Source organism: Lysobacter enzymogenes (assembly GCF_017168095.1).
Classification (GTDB): Bacteria; Pseudomonadota; Gammaproteobacteria; order Xanthomonadales; family Xanthomonadaceae; genus Lysobacter; species Lysobacter enzymogenes_D.
Genome location: NZ_LXSD01000319.1, coordinates 1 through 17,371, shown reverse-complemented (window position 1 = coordinate 17,371; position 17,371 = coordinate 1). Strand labels below are relative to the sequence as shown.

The window sequence follows — 17,371 nt, the reverse complement described above, 5'->3', positions numbered from 1 at the left end:
CAGCGCCTGGGCGCGACCCCGCGATTGCTGCTGCACGGCGGCGGCGGCGACGCGCTGGCCGCGGCGCTGCCGACGGCCGAGCCGGCGCCGTCGCTGGTGCTGCAAGGGCTGGCGATCTGGGCGGCGGTCGAGACTTCGCCCTGACCGCGCAGGCTAGAATCCCCGCATGCTCGTTCGCGCCCTCATCGTTTTGCTGACCGCCCTCAACCTCGGCGTCTCCGCGTGGTGGATCGCGCGTCCCGCGCCGCCGCCGCCGGCCGAAGAGAAACTGCCGCTCGGCGTCGAGCGCTTGCAGTTGCTCGACGAGGGCAAGCGCGCGGCGACGGCCGCGTCGTCGGTCGCGGCCGCGAGGCCGGCCGAAACGCCTTCGGGCGAGGCTTCGCCGTCCGAAACCAAGCCGGGCGAGGCGCTCAGGCTCGCCGATGCAAAGTCCGTCGATGTAAAGCCGGCCGATGTAAAGCCGGCCGACGCCAAATCGACGCCCGCCGCACCTGTCGGGACAAGACCCGTTGAGGCCAAGCCCGAAGCGGTCGCCGCCGCGACACCGCCGCCCGCGCCGGCGACGCCGCCGCAATGCTTCAGCGTCGGCCCGTTCGCCGATGCCGCCGCCGCCGCTGCGGCGCGCGCCAAGCTGCTGCCGTTGGCGCAGAAGGTCTCCAGCCGCACTTTGTCCGGCGGCGGCAATTCGCGCGGCTGGCGGGTCTATTTGCCGACCGCGAACGCCGAGGCCGCGCAGGCGATGGCGCAGCGCATCCGCACGGCCGGCTTCAGCGATCTGTTCGTGATGAGCGGCGCCGACGCCAACGCGATCGCGCTCGGCCGCTTCCGCAGCGAAGAATCCGCGCGCCGGCGCGGCAACGAACTGGCCGCGGCCGGTTTCGCGGTCAAGGTCGAGGCCCTGGGCGAGAGCAGCGGCCAGGTGTGGCTCGACGCGGCCACCGCCACGTCCAAGGGCGAAGCCCTGCGCGTGGCCGCCGGCGCGCAGCGCTGGCGCGGCATTTCGTGCGACAAGGTGCGCTGAAGGCACGCGCCGCCTGCGCTTGTCCGCCGGCGGCGCCGGCGCGATAGAATGGCCGCGCCGGCCCGCGCCGGCGGTGTTCACGTTTTCGCTGCCGCTTTAGCTCAGTCGGTAGAGCACTCGCCTTGTAAGCGAGCGGTCGTCCGTTCGATTCGGACAAGCGGCACCACGTGAACCCGAGAACAGCCAACCGCCCGGTCAGCCCATCCGAAGGCCGCGTCGCAGTCCGGCCCGCAACAGCGCAGCGACCCGCATACGCTGTGCGAAGACAAGCGCCGGCTTGCGTCGAGGCTTCCGAGCCCAGCCTCGAACAGCCCGCGCTTTGCCTCACCCCGGCTTGCGGCAGTCCAGATAAAGCAAATAAGCCTCGTCCACTCGATCGGTCAACACATTGCCGAGCACGAAGTCGCTGTAATGGAAGTTGTTGGTGCGAACCGTTTCCGGCATCTCGCAGATGCCCTTTACGCTGAGCACTTCGAAACCGGCCTGCTCCACCAGCTCGCGCAGCTCCGGCGCGCGGTACTCGTACTTGTGATCGGGATGGATGAAGCCGCCGTGCCAGTCGCGGGTGTGGATGTAGGTGAGCGCGCGGTTGGGCGTGTCCAGGCAGAACCGTCCGCCCGGTCGCAGCACCCGCATCGCGTTGGCGCACATGCGTTGCGCGGCCTCCACCGGCACGTGCTCGATGCTCTGGCCCGACCAGACCAGATCGAAGCTCTCGCTTTCGAAGGCGTCGAGCTCGGTCATGTCGCCGTAGTGGATCAGCACCGAACCCGACGGCGATTCCACCTGCACGTCGCGGTAGTACTCGTGGCGCTCGTCCGGCGGCAGATCGACCATGACCATATGGCTGAAAGCGTGCGAATAGCCCATGCGATACAACGGCGCATTGGCGCCGCCCAGGTCGAGAATCCGGTCGGCCGGCGGCAGCAGCCGGCGGATCATGATCTGGCGCGCGCGGTGCATGTAGAACAAATGATGGTCAATGGCATGCTCGACGATGCTGCTCATTCCATCCGACGAGCAGGAAACTTCGACGGCCCTTGCAATATCCATTGTGGACAAACCCTGAGTTTTCGATCTTGCGACCGAGTATACGCCGGGCGGACCGGCACGCCTGCTGCGCCGCGGGCCAAGTCGCGACCGCGACCGTACCGGCCCATCGGCCTGCCCCGGCATGGCCCGGATGTCCGCGAGCGCCTAAAATGCCCACATCGTCGGCGGCCGCAACGGCCCTGTTGCGGCGATCGCGCGGTGCCGCCGGCACTGGCGCGTTCACCTAACGATGCTGCGCTGTGGGGTGTTCCGGCGCGGCGATGAGGACATTCGCATGAGTCGCACCTATTCCCCGGTTTCGCTGATCGGCGCGCCCACCGATGTCGGCGCGGGCCACCGCGGCGCGCGCCTGGGGCCCGAGGCGCTGCGCATCGCCGGGCTCGGCGAGGCGCTGGTCGCGCGCGGCGTCGACGTGGTCGATCGCGGCAATCTCGACGGCCCGCGCAATCCCTGGCAGAAGCCCGTCGCCGGCTATCGCCATCTGGCCGAGGTGGTGGCTTGGAATCGCGCGGTGATGGACGCGGTCGGCGCCGAACTGCGCATCGGCCGCCTGCCGATCCTGCTTGGCGGCGACCACTGCCTGGGCCTGGGTTCGATCACCGCGGTCGCGCGCCATTGCCGCGACAACGGCAAGCAACTGCGCGTGCTGTGGCTGGACGCGCATGCCGACTTCAACACCAGCCAGGTGACGCCGTCGGGCAATATCCACGGCATGCCGGTGTCGTGCCTGTGCGGCATCGGCCCGGACGAGCTGACCCGCCTGGGCGGCGACGCGCCGGCGATGCGGCCCGACGAGATCCGCCAGATCGGCATCCGCTCGGTCGACCCGGGCGAGAAGCAGCTGATCAAGCAGCACGGCCTGGACGTGTACGACATGCGCTACATCGACGAGATCGGCATGCGCCGGGTCATGGAGGAAGCGCTGGAAGGCCTCGACGAAACCACCCACCTGCACGTCAGCTTCGACGTCGACTTCCTCGACCCCAGCATCGCCCCGGGCGTCGGCACCACGGTGCCGGGCGGGCCGAACTATCGCGAAGCGCAGTTGGTGATGGAGATGATCGCCGACAGCGGCCGGCTGGGCTCGCTCGACATCGTCGAACTCAATCCGATCCTGGACAAGCGCAACCGCACCGCCAAGCTGGCGGTGGATCTGGTCGAAAGCCTGTTCGGCAAGTCGACCTTGATGCGCGATTGATCCAGGCGCCTTGGCCGCGGCGATGAATCGCGGCTGACGGCGGGCCTCGCCGGCGCGCGCAACCCTTTGTTCGGCGGTGGCCGCGGCCGGCGCTGCACGCCGGCTTCACATTCGCTCGCGTTTGATCCCGTGCCAGGACGCGACCCACGGCGCGGCCGCACCCGATACCCGCAACGACGAACCAAGGAGATCCCATGAAGCGTTTGACCGCCCTGTTGCTGCTGGCCCTGTTTTCGATGGGAACCCTGACTGCGTGCAATACCGTCGCCGGCGCCGGCAAGGACGTGAAGAAGGCCGGCGAGAAGGTCGAGCAGAAGGCCGAGGAAGTGCGCGACGGCAAGTGACGCGCGCCGGCCCTCGAGCCGGATCCATGCGTAACCGCGAAGGCCGGGGCGACCCGGCCTTCGCCTTTCTTCGACGCCGGGTTCGCGTTTCGTGGCTGAAGCGTTCAAAGCGTTCATCGAGATCAAGCGCCGGCTAACGCAATCGTGACCGATCGCGAATGCGGCCGATGCGAATCTGTCCCTGCGGAACCTACAGCGGCGTTGCGCACCGTCGTCCGCGACGATGCGAGGCCAGCGCCGCGACGCATCCCCCAACGTAAGGAGTGGACCGATGAACAAAGACATCATTGCCGGCAAGTGGACGCAGCTCAAGGGCAAGGCCCAGGCCAAATGGGGCGACCTGACCGACGATGTGTTCGATGTCGCCGAAGGCAATGCCGAATACCTCGCCGGCAAGCTGCAGGAACGCTACGGCTGGGAGCGCGACCGCGCCGAGAAGGAAGTGCGCGAGTTCGGCAAGACCTTGAACTGATGCGTCGAACGCGGCGCGGCGGGCGTGAGCCTGCCGAAGCCGAAGTCGCGAAAAAGCCGGGCATCGCCCGGCTTTTTCGTATGCGCCGCCGCGGCCGCCCCCTGTAGGAGCGGCGCGAGCCGCGACCGCGACAAAGCGACTGCGACGAACGTTTCTATCCCGCGAATGTCACAGTGGTTCGCCGCTGTCGCTTTCGTCGCATAGCAAATGACGTCGTTATCGCGATGGCGCAGTCGCGGCTTGCGCCGCTCCTACAGGTAGCCGTCCGAGCGACGCGAGGGCTTACCAGCGGCGCGGCGGCGGGTCGGCGACGAAGCCGTCGGGGAAGGCGCGCGGGGTGTCGGGGCGGTAGACCGGATCGCGGTAGCGCGGGACCACGCCGCGCGCGACCAGGCTGCCGTAGTCGTCGTAGCGCAGTTCCAGCACCTGCGCCGGCGAGCGCGAGGCGCGGACGAATTCGGTCTGCGACACCGGCGACCATTCGCGCGCGCCGTGGCCGGTGCCGATGGATTGCGCGGCGGCGTCGGCGACCGATTCGCGCGAGCGTTCGGCGGCCGGGGCGGCGGGCGCGGCGTTGCCGGCGCGGCTTTCGGCCTTGGCGGCGCCTTCCGCGCGGGCGTAAGGCGGATAGGGCGTGGGGTAGGGACGCGGCGACGGATACACCGGCGGGCGATAGGTCTGGCGTTCCTGGAACACCGCCGCGCCGATCACGCCGACGTTGTCGGGACGGCCGGTGCGCGCAGCGTAGCTGTCGCCCAGGTCGGTGAACACGAACTGGGCGACATCGTCGAGCGACTTGCGCCAGCCGTTGATCTCGGTGGATTGCCAGGCGTCGAGCACATAGCCCGATTGCGACGGGCTGGCGGTCTGGCCGCTGACCGCGTTGACGCCGTCGACCGACAGCACCACCAGCACGCGCTGGCCGGTGTTGTTGGTCAGGCGCACCGAATAGCGGTGGCCCGGCGCGCCGGCGATCCATTGCTGGCCGCGCCAGGACCAGTTCGGCAGCCAGTCGCCGCTGTCGCGGTCGATCACCGCCAGATCGACCAGCGGGCGGGCCTGGACCGGGGTGCAGGCGCCGGCGGTCAGCGCGGCGGCGGCGAGCAGGGCGAACGAGCGGAACATGGCGGATCTCCTGTGGGGCCGCGCGCGGCGCGGCGGGGCCGGGTACGCAGGCTGCTAACGCGCCCCCACCGCCGGTGGGGTTAGCGCGGCGCGGCCCGGGCGGCCCGCGGCGGCGGCCGTTGCCGGCGGTTTAGCCAATCGGCCGCGTGCCGCGTTCAGCCCGCGGCGCGAGCCGCTACACTGGCCGATCAGGCTCCACCGCAGATTCCTCATGACCCCGACCCGCGTTCTTACCGGCATCACCACCTCCGGCACTCCTCACCTGGGCAACTACGTCGGCGCGATCCGCCCGGCCGTGGCCGCCAGCCGCGACCCCGGCGTGGAGAGCTTCTACTTCCTGGCCGACCTGCATGCGCTGATCAAGGTGCAGCAGCCCGCGCGCGTGCAGCGCTCGACCCTGGAAATCGCCGCGACCTGGCTCGCCTGCGGCCTGGAACCGGACAAGGTGTGGTTCTATCGGCAGAGCGAAATCGTCGAGATCCCCGAGCTGTCGTGGTTCCTGACCTGCGTGGCCGGCAAGGGCATCCTCAACCGCGCCCATGCCTACAAGGCGGCGGTGGACAAGAACGAGGGCGAGAGCGTCGACCCGGATGCCGGCATCACCGCCGGGTTGTTCATGTATCCGGTGTTGATGGCCGCCGACATCCTGATCTTCAACGCGCACAAGGTGCCGGTGGGGCGCGACCAGATCCAGCACATCGAGATGGCGCGCGACTTCGGCCAGCGCTTCAACCATCTCTACGGCGAGCACTTCGTCCTGCCCGAGGCGCTGATCGAGGAAAGCGTGGCGACCTTGCCGGGCCTGGACGGCCGCAAGATGAGCAAGAGCTACGACAACACCATCCCCTTGTTCGTGCCGCGCGAGCAGCTCAGGAAGCTGATCTATTCGATCGTCACCGACTCGCGCGCGCCGGGCGAGGCCAAGGACACCGAAGGTTCGGCGCTGTTCCAGATTTACCAGGCCTTCGCCAGCGCCGAGGAAACCCGGGCCATGCGCCAGGCCTTCGCCGACGGCATCGCCTGGGGCGAGGCCAAGCAGGCCTTGTTCGAGCGCATCGACAACGAGATCGCGCCGCTGCGCGAGAAGTACGAGGCGCTGATGGCGCGGCCGCAGGAGATCGAGGCGATCCTGCGCGACGGCGCGCGGCGCGTGCGCGAGCGTTACGTGACCGGCAAGATGCAGCAGCTGCGCGAGGCGGTGGGGCTGCGCGACCTGTCGCGCAGCTTCGAGGCATCCGGCGCGGACGAGGCCGCGAGCGCCGCGCCGCTGCCGGCGTTCAAGCAATATCGCGAGCGCGACGGCAAGTTCTATTTCAAGCTGGTCGAGGGCGAGGACGTGCTGTTGCAGAGCGACGCGTTCGATTCGCCGAAGGATGCCGGCAAGGTGATCGCTGCGCTCAAGGGCGCAGGGGCGGGCGTGGAGGTGTTCTCCACGGATCGGCCTGGCTTCTTGTGCGCGCTACGTTACGACGGCGGTTCCGAGTACGCCTGGAGCGCGAACAGCTCCGATCGGATCCGCGCGGCGCTGCAAAGGCTGGCCGACGCGGAGTCCAAGTGAGCCGCTTCGTCGAGCTCAATCTGGCGCTGATCCTGTTCCTGCCGTGGTTCGCGATCCTCGGTGCGCTGTTCTGGCTGTATCCGCGGCGGCCGCGCAACCCGGCGCGCAAGCTGTTCGACGCGGTATCGCTGGCGGTGTCGGCGTGCGCGTTCGTGCTGGCGGTGCATTGGGCGCATCTGCACGCCGGACGCGACTACGGTGCGATGTGGCCGCAGATCCTGGCCACGTCGCTGGGTTATGGCGTGTTCCTGGCGGTGCTGGCGCTGGCGGTGGTGTTGCGCTGGCGGTGGTTGCGTGGGGTCAAGGATTATCGCGAGTGAGTTATTGCCCGGCTTGAGGGCGAGGCCGCGACGCTTTTCGCTTGCGGCTGTCGCCCGCAGCCGTTCCAGCGAAACCCGCCTGCCGTCATTCCCGCGAAGGCGGGAATCCGGGGCTTCATCGAGGCATGGCTCTTAAGTCTCTGGATCCCCGCCTTCGCGGGGATGACGATTTGGAAGAGGCGCGGGAAAACACTAACGCGCAACCCACCTGCCGTCATGCCCGCGAAGGCGGGCATCCAGGGCTTCATCGAGGCATGACTCTGAAGTCTCTGGATCCCCGCCTTCGCGGGAATGAGCGGCGCCGCGAGCTTCAAGGCCCGCATCGCACTGATGTGGCCATCACCGCCGCCTGCCGAATCACGGCCGCAACCGCAAACAGCGCCGGCATCGGCGCCGCCACAGCGACTATCCCCAACCCGACCAAAGCCGCATCGCCGCCGCACCGCGCGCGGGCCTAGACTGAAGGCCGGCCCCAGCCCAGCCACCGCCCGCCATGAGCGCAGCCAACGCGTCCGCCGCCGAGCACGGCATCGTCACCATCGACACCGGCTTCCACCGGCCGGTCTTCGATGCCGCCTACCTGTTGATCGAAAACGGCCGCGCCGCGTTCGTCGACTGCGGCACCCAGCATTCGATCCCGGCCTTGCTCGCCGCGCTCGATGCGCACGGGTTGGCGCCGGACGATGTCGATTGGCTGATCCTCACCCACGTCCACCTCGACCACGCCGGCGGCGCCGGCGCGCTGATGCGGCGTTTGCCGAACGCGCGCCTGGCGGTGCACCCGCGCGGCGCGCCGCACATGATCGATCCCTCGCGCCTGGTCGCCGGCGCCACCGCGGTGTACGGCGAGGCGGAGATGGCGCGCAGCTACGGCGAGATCGTGCCGGTGCCGGCCGAGCGCGTGGTCGTGGCCGGCGACGGCTTCGCGGTCGATCTGGCCGGCCGGCCGCTGCTGTGCGTGGATACGCCCGGCCACGCCCGCCATCACCTGTGCGTGTGGGACCAGCGCAGCCGCGCGTGGTTCACCGGCGACACCTTCGGCCTGTCGTATCGCGAATTCGATTCGGCGCGCGGGCCGTTCGCGCTGCCGACCAGCTCGCCGGTGCAGTTCGAGCCCGAGCCGCTCAAGCAGTCGATCCGCAGCTTGCTCGCGCGCGATCCGGCCGCGATGTACCTGACCCACTACGGCCGGGTCGAGGACGTGCAGCGCCTGGGCGCCGACCTGATCGAGCAGATCGACGGCATGGTGCGGATCGCGCGCGCGGCCGCGCAGGCCGGCGACGACGGTCTGCACGCGCGCCTGACCGCGGCGCTGGCCGATTATTTCCTCGTCCGCGCGCGCGAGCACGGCAGCGCGCTCAGCGACGCGCAGGCGCTCGACGTCTTGGCGGTGGATATCGAACTCAACGCCCAGGGCCTGGAAATCTGGCTGGAGCGCGCCGGTTGAGCGACTGTGGCGCGCCGCCGCGCCGACTGGCTGGCGACTGAACCAACCGCCCATGCGCGCGCCGTAGACCGGCGATAGATCGGCGACCGTCACGAACGCCCAATCCCTCCCGCAGTAGCCTGCGTAGGCCCGAGCCGCCAATCCGCTGCCTCGACCGTGTCCCGTCCCCGCCACTTGCAGGCCGTTCCCGATCCGCCGCCGGCGGACGAATCCGCGCGGCTGCAGGCGCTGGGTGCCTACGGCCTGCTCGACAGCGCGGCCGAAAGCGCCTACGACGACATCGTCCGCCTCGCCGCGACCTTGTGCGACGCGCCCGGCGCGGCGATCGCCCTGCTCGATCGCGAACGGGTCTGGTTCAAGGCCCGCGTCGGCGTGGCGCCGAGCGAGCTGCCGCGCTCGCATTCGATCTGCGCCGAACTGATCCGGCATTCGCAGCCCGGCCGCTTGCTGGCGATCGACGACGTCGCCGCCGATCCGCGCTTCGCCGCGCTCGGCCTGAGCCTGGAAGACGGGCGCGCGCTGCGCTTTTACGCCGGCGCGCCGCTGTGGACGCCGGATGGCCATCCGCTGGGGACGATCTGCGTGCTCGACGCCGCGCCGCGGCAATTGCGCGCGGCCCAGGCCGAAGGTTTGGCGGCGCTGGGTCGGCAGATCCAGCACCTGTTCGAACTGCGCCGCTACGCGATGGAGCAGCGGCGCCTGCTGTCGGAGCGCGAAGCCTTCGCGCTGCAGCTCGAACGCGCCCAGGCCGACCTGCAGCGGCGCAACGAGCAACTGCTGCACAGCGCCAGCCACGACGCCTTGACCGGCCTGCTCAACCGCAGCGCGCTGGCGCAGCTGCAGGGCGATCCGGAGACCGTGCATCAGCTCGGCCGCGTCGCCTACACGCTGATGCTGATCGATGTCGACCACTTCAAGCAGGTCAACGACCGCCACGGCCATCTGCTCGGCGATCGCGCGCTGCGCGCGGTCGCCGATGCGGTGGCCGGAGCGATCCGCGAAGGCGACGTGGCGATCCGCTACGGCGGCGAGGAATTCCTGGTGGTGCTGCCGGGCACGCGGCTGGCCGCGGCGGCCGAAGTCGGCGAACGCATCCGCCGGCGGGTCGCGCGTTCGTCGCTGCCCTTCGCGCTGACCGTGTCGATCGGCGTGGCCGCGGGCGAGCCCGGCCGCGACGCGCCCGACCAGGTGTTCGACCGCGCCGATCAGGCGCTGTACCGGGCCAAGGCCGGCGGCCGCGACCGCCTGGTCGCCGACGACGGCTGAGCGCCGCGCGCGGCGCAGCCGGCGCAAGCCGCCGCGGCGACGCAATGTTGCCGCAATGCCGGTGCGGACAATCGAGGCAGACCCGCATCGGAGCCTCGTCCGCATGAGCCAGCCCCTGTCCCCCGTCGTCCGCGCCGCGTCCGAGCGCGCGCGCGGCGATTACTGGTCGTTCCTGCGCTCGTGGTCGCGCGCGCCGGGCCGGGTCGGCGCGATCGCGCCGTCCGGCGCGGCGCTGGCACGGCTGATCACCGCGCAGATCGACGCCGGCACCGGCGCGGTGCTGGAACTGGGTCCCGGCACCGGCGTGTTCACCCGCGCCCTGCTCGAGCGCGGCGTGGCCGAGCGCGACCTGACCTTGATCGAATCCGGCCCCGAATTCGCGCAGATGCTCGGCGAACGCTTCCCGCAGGCGCGGGTGCTGTGCGCCGACGCGCGCCGCCTGCGCCGCGCGCGCCTGTTCGGCGAGGCCGGCGCCGGCGCGGTGGTCAGCGGCCTGCCGCTGCGCAACCTGCCGCCGCGGCAGCGGCTGGCGGTGCTGCTGGGCGCGTTCGCCCAGCTCGGCGAGGACGGCGCCTATTACCAGTTCACCTACGGCCTGAGCTTTCCGCTGCCGCGCGCGTGGCTGGAGCGCTACGGCTTCAAGGTGCAGCGGCTGGGCCGGGCGCGGCTGAACCTGCCGCCGGCCTCGGTGTACAAGCTCACCCGCCGCCCGGACTGGCGGTCGATGGGCGTATGAGCGCGACGGCGGCGAAGTTCGCCCGGTGCGCGGGCGCCTCGGCCGGGCGATGATCGGCGCATGCGCATCCTGCTGATCGAAGACGAACCCGAACTGGCCGCGGCGCTGAGCGCCGCGCTCAAGCGTTATGGCATGGTCGCCGACCTGGCCGCGAACCTGGCCGAAGGCGAGGCCGCGGCGGCGAGCCAGGCGCACGATGTGATCGTGCTCGACCGCGGCCTGCCCGACGGCGACGGGCTGGCGCTGATCCCGCGGCTGCACGCGCGCGGGCTCGACACGCCGGTGATCGTGCTGACCGCGCGCGGCGATCTGGCCGACCGCGTGGTCGGCCTCGACGCCGGCGCCGACGACTATCTGGTCAAGCCGTTCGCGGTCGAGGAACTGCTGGCGCGGCTGCGTGCGCTGCGCCGGCGCCCGCCGCGCGCGGAGACCGACACCGTGCGCATCGGCCGGCTCGCCTTCGACCTGGACGCGCGCACCGGCGAGGTCGACGGGCGTGCGCTGGAATTGCCGCGGCGCGAATTGCTGCTGCTCGAAGCGCTGCTTCGCCGGCGCGGCCGCACCGTGCTGCGCGAGACCATCGAGCAGGCGGTGTACGGCTACGACGACGAGATCCAGTCGAACACGCTCGACGCCCACGTCTCGCGGCTGCGCCGGCGCCTGGCCGAGGCCGGCGCGGGCGTGGAGATCCACGGCATCCGCGGCGTCGGCTATCTGCTGCGGGAGAGCGCATGAAACCGGCCAGTTCGCTGCGCGGACGCCTGCTGTGGCGCATGCTCGGCCTGCAGTGCCTGCTGCTGACCGCGTTCGGCGTGCTGGTGGCGCTGAGCCTGCACGCGGCCAATGTGGCGATGGACGAGGACAACGCGGTGGAAGTGCTGCAGGCCGCGCTGCAGCGCGACGCCGCCGGCCGCCTGAGCCTGCGCGATACCGCCGACCTGCGCGAGCTGCGCGAGGAAATCCCGCGGCTGTGGTACGTGATCCGCGACGAGGACGGGCGCGAGCTGCGCCACGGCCCGGTGCCGGCCGAGTTCGCCGGCATCGGTGGCGCGCTCGACCAGGTCAGCCAGGCGCGGTTGGGTTACCTGTTCGGCGACGACCGCATCGCCGGCGCGCGGCTCAAGCGGGTGGATGCGGGTTTCGGCCCGGTGCGGATCCTGACCACCGAGAAGGGCCGGGTGATGTCGGCCTCGCGCCTGATGTGGATGACGCTGTCGCTGTTCGCCACGCTGATCCTGCCGCTGCTGGCGGTGATGGCGCTGGTGACCGCGATCGCCACGCCCAAGGTGGTGCGCTGGTCGCTGCGCAGCCTGGAGCCGGTGATCGCGCAGGCGCGCGCGCTGGACGTGGAACGGCGCGGCGCGCGCCTGCCCGAGGCCGGCGTGCCCGACGAGGTGCGGCCGCTGGTGAGCGCGGTCAACGGCGCGCTGGCGCGCTACGACGAAGGCTTCGAGCGACGCCGGCGCTTTCTCGCCGACGCCGCGCACGAGTTGCGCACGCCCATCGCCATCCTCAGCGCGCGGCTGGAGGCGATGCCGGCCTCGGCCGAGCGCGAGCGGCTGCTGCAGGACGTGGCGCGGATGTCGGTGCTGGCCGAGCACCTGCTCGACCTGCAGCGCCTGGACCGCACAGAGCCGCAACTGGAACCGCTGGAACTGGGCGAGCTGGGCCAGCGCGTGGCCGCCGACCTGGCGCCGCTGGCGATCGCCGCCGGCTACGAGCTGGCGTTCGACGCGCAGGCCTTGCCGGTGCCGGTCAACGGCGATGCGCTGGCGCTGGAGCGGGTGCTGGTGAACCTGGTGCAGAACGCGATCGAGTACGGCGGCAACCGCGGCACGGTGACGATCCGGGTGGCGATCGAAGGCAGCGACGGCGTGGTCGAGGTCTGCGACGAAGGCCCGGGCATTCCGCCGGCGCACCGCGAACGGGTGTTCGAACGTTTCTTCCGCCTGCAGCCGCACGAGCGCGGCGCCGGCGTCGGGCTGAATCTGGTGCGCGACATCGTGCGCCTGCATCGCGGCGCGGTGGAAGCGACGGATGCGCCGGGCGGCGGGGCATGCTTCCGGGTGTCGCTGCCGCTGGCGGCGGGCGCGCCGCGGGGCGAGCGCTGATCTTGTGGGAGGGCCTTCAGGCCCGAGGCTTTTGTCCCAGATCGCCGCGGCCTGAAACAAACGCCTCGGGCCTGAAGGCCCTCCCACAACACAGCGCGGCTTCCTTGCAGGAGGGCTTCAAGCCCGAGCTTTCGTGCCATCGCTCGGCAACCCGAAAAACTGCGGATCCGAAGGTCTTCCCACAACGCGCCGAACCCTTCCTGGTGGGAGGGCCTTCAGGCCCGACGCCTTTGTGCCAGCGCGCGGCGATCCGAAAAGGAAGCCTCGGGCCTCAAGGCCCTCCCACGACAGCGCAAGGCTCGCACAACCGCGCCGGACGTCCGCGACCGCGTCACTCCCACACGTTCGGCGGCGGCCCGATCTCCGGGTGGTGCATGCGCACGATGCAGAAGCGATGCCCGGTCGGCGCCTGCATCACCCACCAGCGCTTCACGAACTTGAGCTTCTTCGCGCCCAGCGCTTCCAGCCGCGCGGCTTCGGCGTCGAGGTCGTCGGTTTCGATGTCCAGGTGCACGCGCGAAGGGTGGTCGACTTTCTGCACCGCGACGTACAGTTGCGAGGGATGCTTGTCCAGGCTGACGTAGAGCGCGCCTTCGTCGTCTTCCTTCTCGCCCGGCGCCAGGCCCAGCGCCGCGCCCCAGAACTGCGCGGCGGCGTCGATGTCGCCGGTCTCGCAATCGATGATGAAACCGGCCAAGCGGCTGCGGTGCGCCATGTTCGTCTCCATGCGGTCGGGCGCCCAGACTGCCGCGTCCGCGCCCGCGGCGGTAGTGGCGAAACGCGCGTTCAGCGCGGCGGATATTCGCGTTCGTGACCGTCGCCGTCGACCGCGCGCTCGGCGGCCTGGCGGTACAGCGCGTATTCGGCGCGGTTCATGGCGAAATTCTGCAAGGCGAACACCGCGGCGTTGCGGGTTTCGCCGTCGCTGCGCGGGTCGGCGGCGAGCGCGAGCAGGGCGTCCTTGAGCCGGTCGGAACGCGCGCCGCTGGCGTTGATGCCGGCGATGGCGGCCTGGCGCACCGAGGCATCGGCGTCGAGGATGGCGCGGTGCAGGATGTCCTCGTTGTCGCCGGCCTTGTTCCACTGCACCGACTGCAGCACGCTGCTGGCGCGCACGGCCGGGTCGGGGTGGCGGCGCAGCGCGTCGAGGCGGTTGAGCACCGGCGCGGCGTCCTCGCTGGCGATCACGGTCGGCGCGAGCATGTCGACCAGTTGCTTGAGCATGGCCGGGTCGCGCTCGTCCTGCAGTTGCCGCTGCAGCAGTTCGCGCACCTCGGCCACGTCCAGCGGGAAGGCCTTGAGCAGGTCCAGGCCGAGCTGGCGCTGGCGCGGATCGCCGCTGTCGGCCAGCTCGCGGCCGGCGCGCAGCACGTCCTGGTTGGCCACGCCCTGCAGCACCGCGAGCAGGGCGCCGCGGCGGTCGAGTTCGGTTTCGAAGCGGTAGTCGCCGAGCAGTTCGCGCAGGTACGCCGGATCGCGGCGCGCGCGCTGGATGTTGCGGTCGAAGCTGTCGCCGCCGCGGGCGGGATAGGTGTAGGCGGCCAGGTCGGCGCCGCGTTGCGCGGCGATCGCCGGCGTCGCGCGCGCGGAGGCGTTGCGCGGATGCGCGGACGCGGCCTCGGGCGCGACCGCGGCGCGGGTGAGCGAGCTGCCGACGATGCCGCCGAACACGGCGGCGGCGAGCAGGGCGCTGGCGAATTGCAGAGGGTTCTTCATGCGTGTGCTCCTGCGCGGTCCCGGTCTCGCGGCGGCGTGGGCCGCCGCGAGCTCGGTGCGACGGTGGCGGCGATCAGCAGTCCGGCGCGACCCGGGAGTCGGAACCGGTGAAGGTGTAGGCGTCGGGAATGTACTTGTTGGTTCCGGCGGCGCCGACGTTGTTCCAGATGTTGCTGGTGCCGTAGGTGCCGGTGATGGTCTCGCCGGTCTTCTGGCAGCGGATCGTCACCGCGCTGCCGTTGGCGAGCGAGCCGACCACCGAATACGTGGTGCCCGGGCCGGAACGCACGTTGAGCGCCGAGCCGCTGGTGCGCACGGTGCCGGCGACGCCGCCGGGCGCGGTGCCGCAGCTGTTGCGGCTCCTGTAGGCGACTTCGTACTGGTCGTAGACGATGGTCGAGCCGTTCCAGACGATCTTCTGGTCGTCGTTGTTGAGCCGCTGTTCGTAGTGCAGGTGCGCGGAGATGCTGTTGCCCGGGCGCGTGGTCTTGCCGAGCGTGCCGATCTTCTGGCCCTGCGCGACGTTGGCGCCGTTGGCGATGGCGATGCTGTCCAGGTGCGCGTACCAGGTGGTCCAGCCGCCGCCGTGGTCGATCACCACCAGCTTGCCGTAGCCGGTTCCCGGATGCGGGTTGTAGGTGGCGGCCTTGCCGGCGGCGGAGGCGACGATCGGCGAACCCAGGTCGGCGTCGCTGAGCGGGCGCGGCTTGTGGTTGAGGTCGACCGCGTAGCGCAGGCCGTGGCCGGGGTAGGTGTCGCCGTACCAGGTCTGGTTGCAGGCGAACGGCATCTGGAAATTCGGGCGCGCGGCGTGCGCGGCGCTGGCGCACAGGCCGAGGCCCAGCAGCGCCAGGAGCGGAACGGAGCGCAGCGCGCAGCGGCGCGGCGTGGAGTGCGGAATCGGCATGGCGGAAACCTCTTGAGCGTGATGGGTAGTGCGCAGAGGCCCCGGTTACGTGGGTGCCGAGGCGGTTGGGTCTGTTGCGTTGGTGCGGTCGACGGCGTGCGGCGCCGGCGCGCTGCGGCGCGTCTTGTCGGTGCGCGCGCCGCGGCGCTCAGCAGTCCGGCGCGACCCGGGAGTCGGAGCCGGTGTGGGTGTAGGCGTCGGGGATGTACTTGCTGGTTCCGGCGGCGCCGACGTTGTTCCAGATATTGCTGGTGCCGTAGGTGCCGGTGATGGTCTCGCCGGTCTTCTGGCAGCGGATCGTCACCGCGCTGCCGTTGGCGAGCGTGCCGACCACGCTGTAGCTGGTGCCCGGGCCGGAGCGCACGTTCAGCGCCGAGCCGCTGGTGCCGACCGTGCCCGGCGCGCCGCCGCCGCTGGCGCCGCAGCTGTTCTTGCTGGTGTAGTTCTTCTTCTCGAAGTACCTCAGCGCCACGCCGTTCCACTTCGCCTTCTGCACCACGCCGTTGTAGATCTGTTCGTAGTGCAGGTGCGGGGCGAGGTCGTACTTGGCGCTGGAATTGCCGACCAGGCCGATCTTCTGGCCCTGCTTGACCTTGTCGCCGGCCGCGACCGCGCGCGATTGCAGGTGCGCGTGCAGGGTCTTCCAGCCGCCGCCGTGGTCGATGACGACGTAATGGCCGTAGCCGGTGGTGGTGGAGTACATCGAGGTCTGCACGGTGCCGGCGGCGGAAGCGACCACGGTGGCGCCGGCGGTGGCGCCGCCGCCGGCCGGGCGGTTCATGTCGACCGAGTTGGCGGGGCTGTGGCCGTCCCAGGTGTTGGCGACCCAGACGTTGTTGCAGGCGAACGGCATCTGGAAGTCCGGCGCGGCCTGGGCGGCGCCGGCGGCCAGGATGCCGGCGGCGAGCGACGCCAGCGCGAGCGCGCGGCGTGAGCGGTGGTTCATGACGATTCCTCGTGACGATGGAGCGGGCATCCGCGCCGGCGCGGCCGGGCGAAGCGCTCCGGCCCCGCGCCGGCCCGGTTGAGAGGGCGCGGGCGGGCGCGGGGGCGGAGTCGCATGTGTCACGCTAGCGATATTCCCTGTCGTGTTCCTGGCGGAATTTTTTATTCCTTGATCGGCAAGAAAAAACCGCCGTGATGGCGGTCGCGGTTGGGGGGCCCTCACCCCATCCCCACCCCGGCCCGAACGCAGAGCGTTCGGGCGTTCGGTGCTGCGCGAGCCGATGGCTCGCAAGCGCAGCCCCTCACCTCACAAGCGGGAGAGGGGCTTAACAGCAGGCTTCGGCCGTTCCTTCTCCCGCTCGCGGGAGAAGGTGGCCCGAAGAGCCTGCCCCTGCGAAAGCAGGGGGCCGGATGAGGGCCGCAGCGTCAGCTGGCCCGAGCCAGATCGTCGATCATCGCCTTCAAGAACCGCGCCGCCTCGCCGCCCGTGCAGGCGCGGTGATCGAAGGTCAGCGACAGCGGAATGACCTTGTGCGATTCGAACCCGCCCATCACCGGCGTCATCTGGTGGCGGCCCTTGCCGGCGGCGACGATCGCCACCGTCGGCGGCACCACCACCGGGGTGGCGTAGCGGCCGGCGAACATGCCGAAGTTCGACAGCGAGATGGTGTAGCCGGTCAGCTCCGAGGCCGGAATGCTGCGGTCTTCGACCTGCGCGCGCAGGCGGTTGATCGCCTCGCGCACGCCGCGCGCGTCGAGCACGTCGGCGTTGCGCAGCGCCGGCACGAACAGGCCGTCGTCGGTGTCCACGGCGATGCCGATGTCGACCTGCGGATGCAGGGTGCGGGTGAGCTTGTCGCCGTCGAACCAGGCGTTGAGCGCGGGCACGGTCTTGCACGCGACCACGATCGCGCGGACCAGGCGGCCGGTGATGTCGTTGCCCGGCAGCCAGGCGTGGATGTCGGCGTCGTCGGCGAGCGTGGTCGGCACGACCTTGCTGTGCGCGTCGGCCATCACCCGCGCCATGTTGCGGCGCACGCCCTTGAGCTGCTCAGGCTGGCCGGTGGCGGCCACGCCCGGCGGCTGGGTGCGCATCGGCCGGCCCGCTTGCGACAGCGTGCTGCGCGCCGGCGCGGCGGCCGGGGCGGGCGC

Annotated in this window: 17 protein-coding genes, 1 tRNA gene and 3 pseudogenes; 13 read left to right on the top strand and 8 right to left on the bottom strand. The window is 70.8% G+C overall.

Annotated features, from left to right (window positions below):
- Positions 1-166: 166 nt before the first annotated feature.
- A complete protein-coding gene (locus tag A7A76_RS11340) occupies positions 167-1,021 on the top strand; it encodes an SPOR domain-containing protein (protein WP_206411281.1) in 855 nt (284 codons plus the stop codon).
- A gap of 90 nt (positions 1,022-1,111) precedes the next feature.
- A tRNA-Thr gene (locus A7A76_RS11335) sits at positions 1,112-1,187 on the top strand.
- Positions 1,188-1,345: 158 nt separating this feature from the next.
- Here the strand turns inward: A7A76_RS11335 and A7A76_RS11330 are convergent.
- Entirely contained in the window at positions 1,346-2,029 is a 684-nt protein-coding gene (locus tag A7A76_RS11330) for a class I SAM-dependent methyltransferase (RefSeq protein WP_206411280.1), read from the bottom strand.
- 319 nt (positions 2,030-2,348) lie between these two features.
- On the opposite strand from A7A76_RS11330, the gene rocF reads away from it, so the two are divergent.
- From rocF to A7A76_RS11315, 3 genes are all read left to right on the top strand, one after another.
- Entirely contained in the window at positions 2,349-3,272 is a 924-nt protein-coding gene (rocF, locus tag A7A76_RS11325) for an arginase (RefSeq protein ID WP_206411279.1), read from the top strand.
- Between the two features lie 194 nt (positions 3,273-3,466).
- On the top strand, positions 3,467-3,616 hold the full coding sequence (locus A7A76_RS11320) for an entericidin A/B family lipoprotein (RefSeq protein WP_031372696.1): 150 nt from the start codon (positions 3,467-3,469) through the stop codon (positions 3,614-3,616).
- A 271-nt stretch (positions 3,617-3,887) separates the two neighbouring features.
- Positions 3,888-4,088: a CsbD family protein gene (locus A7A76_RS11315; RefSeq protein WP_096376803.1), complete on the top strand. Its 201-nt coding sequence runs from the start codon at positions 3,888-3,890 to the stop codon at positions 4,086-4,088.
- Positions 4,089-4,370: 282 nt separating this feature from the next.
- Here A7A76_RS11315 and A7A76_RS11310 read toward each other — a convergent pair whose 3' ends face one another.
- Positions 4,371-5,213 (bottom strand): hypothetical protein, encoded by an 843-nt coding sequence (locus A7A76_RS11310; protein WP_206411278.1) that lies wholly within the window; start codon positions 5,211-5,213, stop codon positions 4,371-4,373.
- A 211-nt stretch (positions 5,214-5,424) separates the two neighbouring features.
- Here A7A76_RS11310 and A7A76_RS11305 point away from each other — a divergent pair.
- From A7A76_RS11305 to A7A76_RS11275, 7 genes and pseudogenes are all read left to right on the top strand, one after another.
- Positions 5,425-6,699, top strand: a pseudogene (locus tag A7A76_RS11305) (tryptophan--tRNA ligase); the annotation flags it as partial.
- Between the two features lie 68 nt (positions 6,700-6,767).
- Positions 6,768-7,091 carry a hypothetical protein gene (locus A7A76_RS11300; RefSeq protein ID WP_343225318.1) on the top strand — a complete coding sequence of 108 codons (324 nt, stop codon included), beginning with the start codon at positions 6,768-6,770 and terminating at the stop codon, positions 7,089-7,091.
- Positions 7,092-7,584: 493 nt separating this feature from the next.
- On the top strand, positions 7,585-8,538 hold the full coding sequence (locus A7A76_RS11295; RefSeq protein WP_206411276.1) for an MBL fold metallo-hydrolase: 954 nt from the start codon (positions 7,585-7,587) through the stop codon (positions 8,536-8,538).
- Positions 8,539-8,694: 156 nt separating this feature from the next.
- Positions 8,695-9,804: a diguanylate cyclase gene (locus A7A76_RS11290; protein ID WP_206411275.1), complete on the top strand. Its 1,110-nt coding sequence runs from the start codon at positions 8,695-8,697 to the stop codon at positions 9,802-9,804.
- Between the two features lie 103 nt (positions 9,805-9,907).
- Positions 9,908-10,540: a class I SAM-dependent methyltransferase gene (locus A7A76_RS11285; RefSeq protein WP_206411274.1), complete on the top strand. Its 633-nt coding sequence runs from the start codon at positions 9,908-9,910 to the stop codon at positions 10,538-10,540.
- A 60-nt stretch (positions 10,541-10,600) separates the two neighbouring features.
- Positions 10,601-11,275 (top strand): response regulator, encoded by a 675-nt coding sequence (locus A7A76_RS11280; RefSeq protein WP_206411273.1) that lies wholly within the window; start codon positions 10,601-10,603, stop codon positions 11,273-11,275.
- Positions 11,272-12,651, top strand: coding sequence for a sensor histidine kinase (locus A7A76_RS11275; RefSeq protein WP_206411272.1), 1,380 nt, complete (start codon positions 11,272-11,274; stop codon positions 12,649-12,651). The genes A7A76_RS11280 and A7A76_RS11275 overlap by 4 nt, the downstream gene beginning before the upstream one ends.
- 36 nt (positions 12,652-12,687) lie before the next feature.
- On the opposite strand, the pseudogene A7A76_RS26520 reads toward A7A76_RS11275, so the two are convergent.
- Positions 12,688-12,738, bottom strand: a pseudogene (locus A7A76_RS26520) (hypothetical protein); the annotation flags it as partial.
- A gap of 116 nt (positions 12,739-12,854) precedes the next feature.
- Between A7A76_RS26520 and A7A76_RS26515 the strand changes: the two are divergent.
- Positions 12,855-12,938 (top strand): annotated as a pseudogene (locus A7A76_RS26515) (DUF6053 domain-containing protein); the annotation flags it as partial.
- A 44-nt stretch (positions 12,939-12,982) separates the two neighbouring features.
- Here the strand turns inward: A7A76_RS26515 and A7A76_RS11270 are convergent.
- The 5 genes from A7A76_RS11270 to A7A76_RS11250 form a co-directional block, all read right to left on the bottom strand.
- Positions 12,983-13,366 (bottom strand): VOC family protein, encoded by a 384-nt coding sequence (locus A7A76_RS11270; protein WP_206411271.1) that lies wholly within the window; start codon positions 13,364-13,366, stop codon positions 12,983-12,985.
- Positions 13,367-13,437: 71 nt separating this feature from the next.
- Positions 13,438-14,367, bottom strand: a complete 930-nt coding sequence (locus A7A76_RS11265; protein ID WP_206411270.1) for a HEAT repeat domain-containing protein — start codon at positions 14,365-14,367, stop codon at positions 13,438-13,440.
- A gap of 73 nt (positions 14,368-14,440) precedes the next feature.
- Entirely contained in the window at positions 14,441-15,274 is an 834-nt protein-coding gene (locus A7A76_RS11260; RefSeq protein WP_206411269.1) for a M23 family metallopeptidase, read from the bottom strand.
- A gap of 148 nt (positions 15,275-15,422) precedes the next feature.
- A complete protein-coding gene (locus A7A76_RS25875; protein WP_277425815.1) occupies positions 15,423-16,220 on the bottom strand; it encodes a peptidoglycan DD-metalloendopeptidase family protein in 798 nt (265 codons plus the stop codon).
- A 425-nt stretch (positions 16,221-16,645) separates the two neighbouring features.
- Positions 16,646-17,371: 2-oxo acid dehydrogenase subunit E2 (locus A7A76_RS11250; RefSeq protein ID WP_206411267.1), on the bottom strand; the 726-nt coding region annotated here is incomplete at its 5' end.

What these genes read in the sequence shown, in the direction of transcription:
- A7A76_RS11340 (WP_206411281.1), top strand. Translation starts at nt 167, where the DNA reads ATGCTCGTTCGCGCCCTCATCGTTTTGCTGACCGCCCTCAACCTCGGC.
- A7A76_RS11330 (WP_206411280.1), bottom strand. Translation starts at nt 2,029, where the DNA reads ATGAGCAGCATCGTCGAGCATGCCATTGACCATCATTTGTTCTACATG.
- rocF (WP_206411279.1), top strand. Translation starts at nt 2,349, where the DNA reads ATGAGTCGCACCTATTCCCCGGTTTCGCTGATCGGCGCGCCCACCGAT.
- A7A76_RS11320 (WP_031372696.1), top strand. Translation starts at nt 3,467, where the DNA reads ATGAAGCGTTTGACCGCCCTGTTGCTGCTGGCCCTGTTTTCGATGGGA.
- A7A76_RS11315 (WP_096376803.1), top strand. Translation starts at nt 3,888, where the DNA reads ATGAACAAAGACATCATTGCCGGCAAGTGGACGCAGCTCAAGGGCAAG.
- A7A76_RS11310 (WP_206411278.1), bottom strand. Translation starts at nt 5,213, where the DNA reads ATGTTCCGCTCGTTCGCCCTGCTCGCCGCCGCCGCGCTGACCGCCGGC.
- A7A76_RS11295 (WP_206411276.1), top strand. Translation starts at nt 7,585, where the DNA reads ATGAGCGCAGCCAACGCGTCCGCCGCCGAGCACGGCATCGTCACCATC.
- A7A76_RS11285 (WP_206411274.1), top strand. Translation starts at nt 9,908, where the DNA reads ATGAGCCAGCCCCTGTCCCCCGTCGTCCGCGCCGCGTCCGAGCGCGCG.
- A7A76_RS11280 (WP_206411273.1), top strand. Translation starts at nt 10,601, where the DNA reads ATGCGCATCCTGCTGATCGAAGACGAACCCGAACTGGCCGCGGCGCTG.
- A7A76_RS11275 (WP_206411272.1), top strand. Translation starts at nt 11,272, where the DNA reads ATGAAACCGGCCAGTTCGCTGCGCGGACGCCTGCTGTGGCGCATGCTC.
- A7A76_RS11270 (WP_206411271.1), bottom strand. Translation starts at nt 13,366, where the DNA reads ATGGCGCACCGCAGCCGCTTGGCCGGTTTCATCATCGATTGCGAGACC.
- A7A76_RS11265 (WP_206411270.1), bottom strand. Translation starts at nt 14,367, where the DNA reads ATGAAGAACCCTCTGCAATTCGCCAGCGCCCTGCTCGCCGCCGCCGTG.
- A7A76_RS11260 (WP_206411269.1), bottom strand. Translation starts at nt 15,274, where the DNA reads ATGCCGATTCCGCACTCCACGCCGCGCCGCTGCGCGCTGCGCTCCGTT.
- A7A76_RS25875 (WP_277425815.1), bottom strand. Translation starts at nt 16,220, where the DNA reads ATGAACCACCGCTCACGCCGCGCGCTCGCGCTGGCGTCGCTCGCCGCC.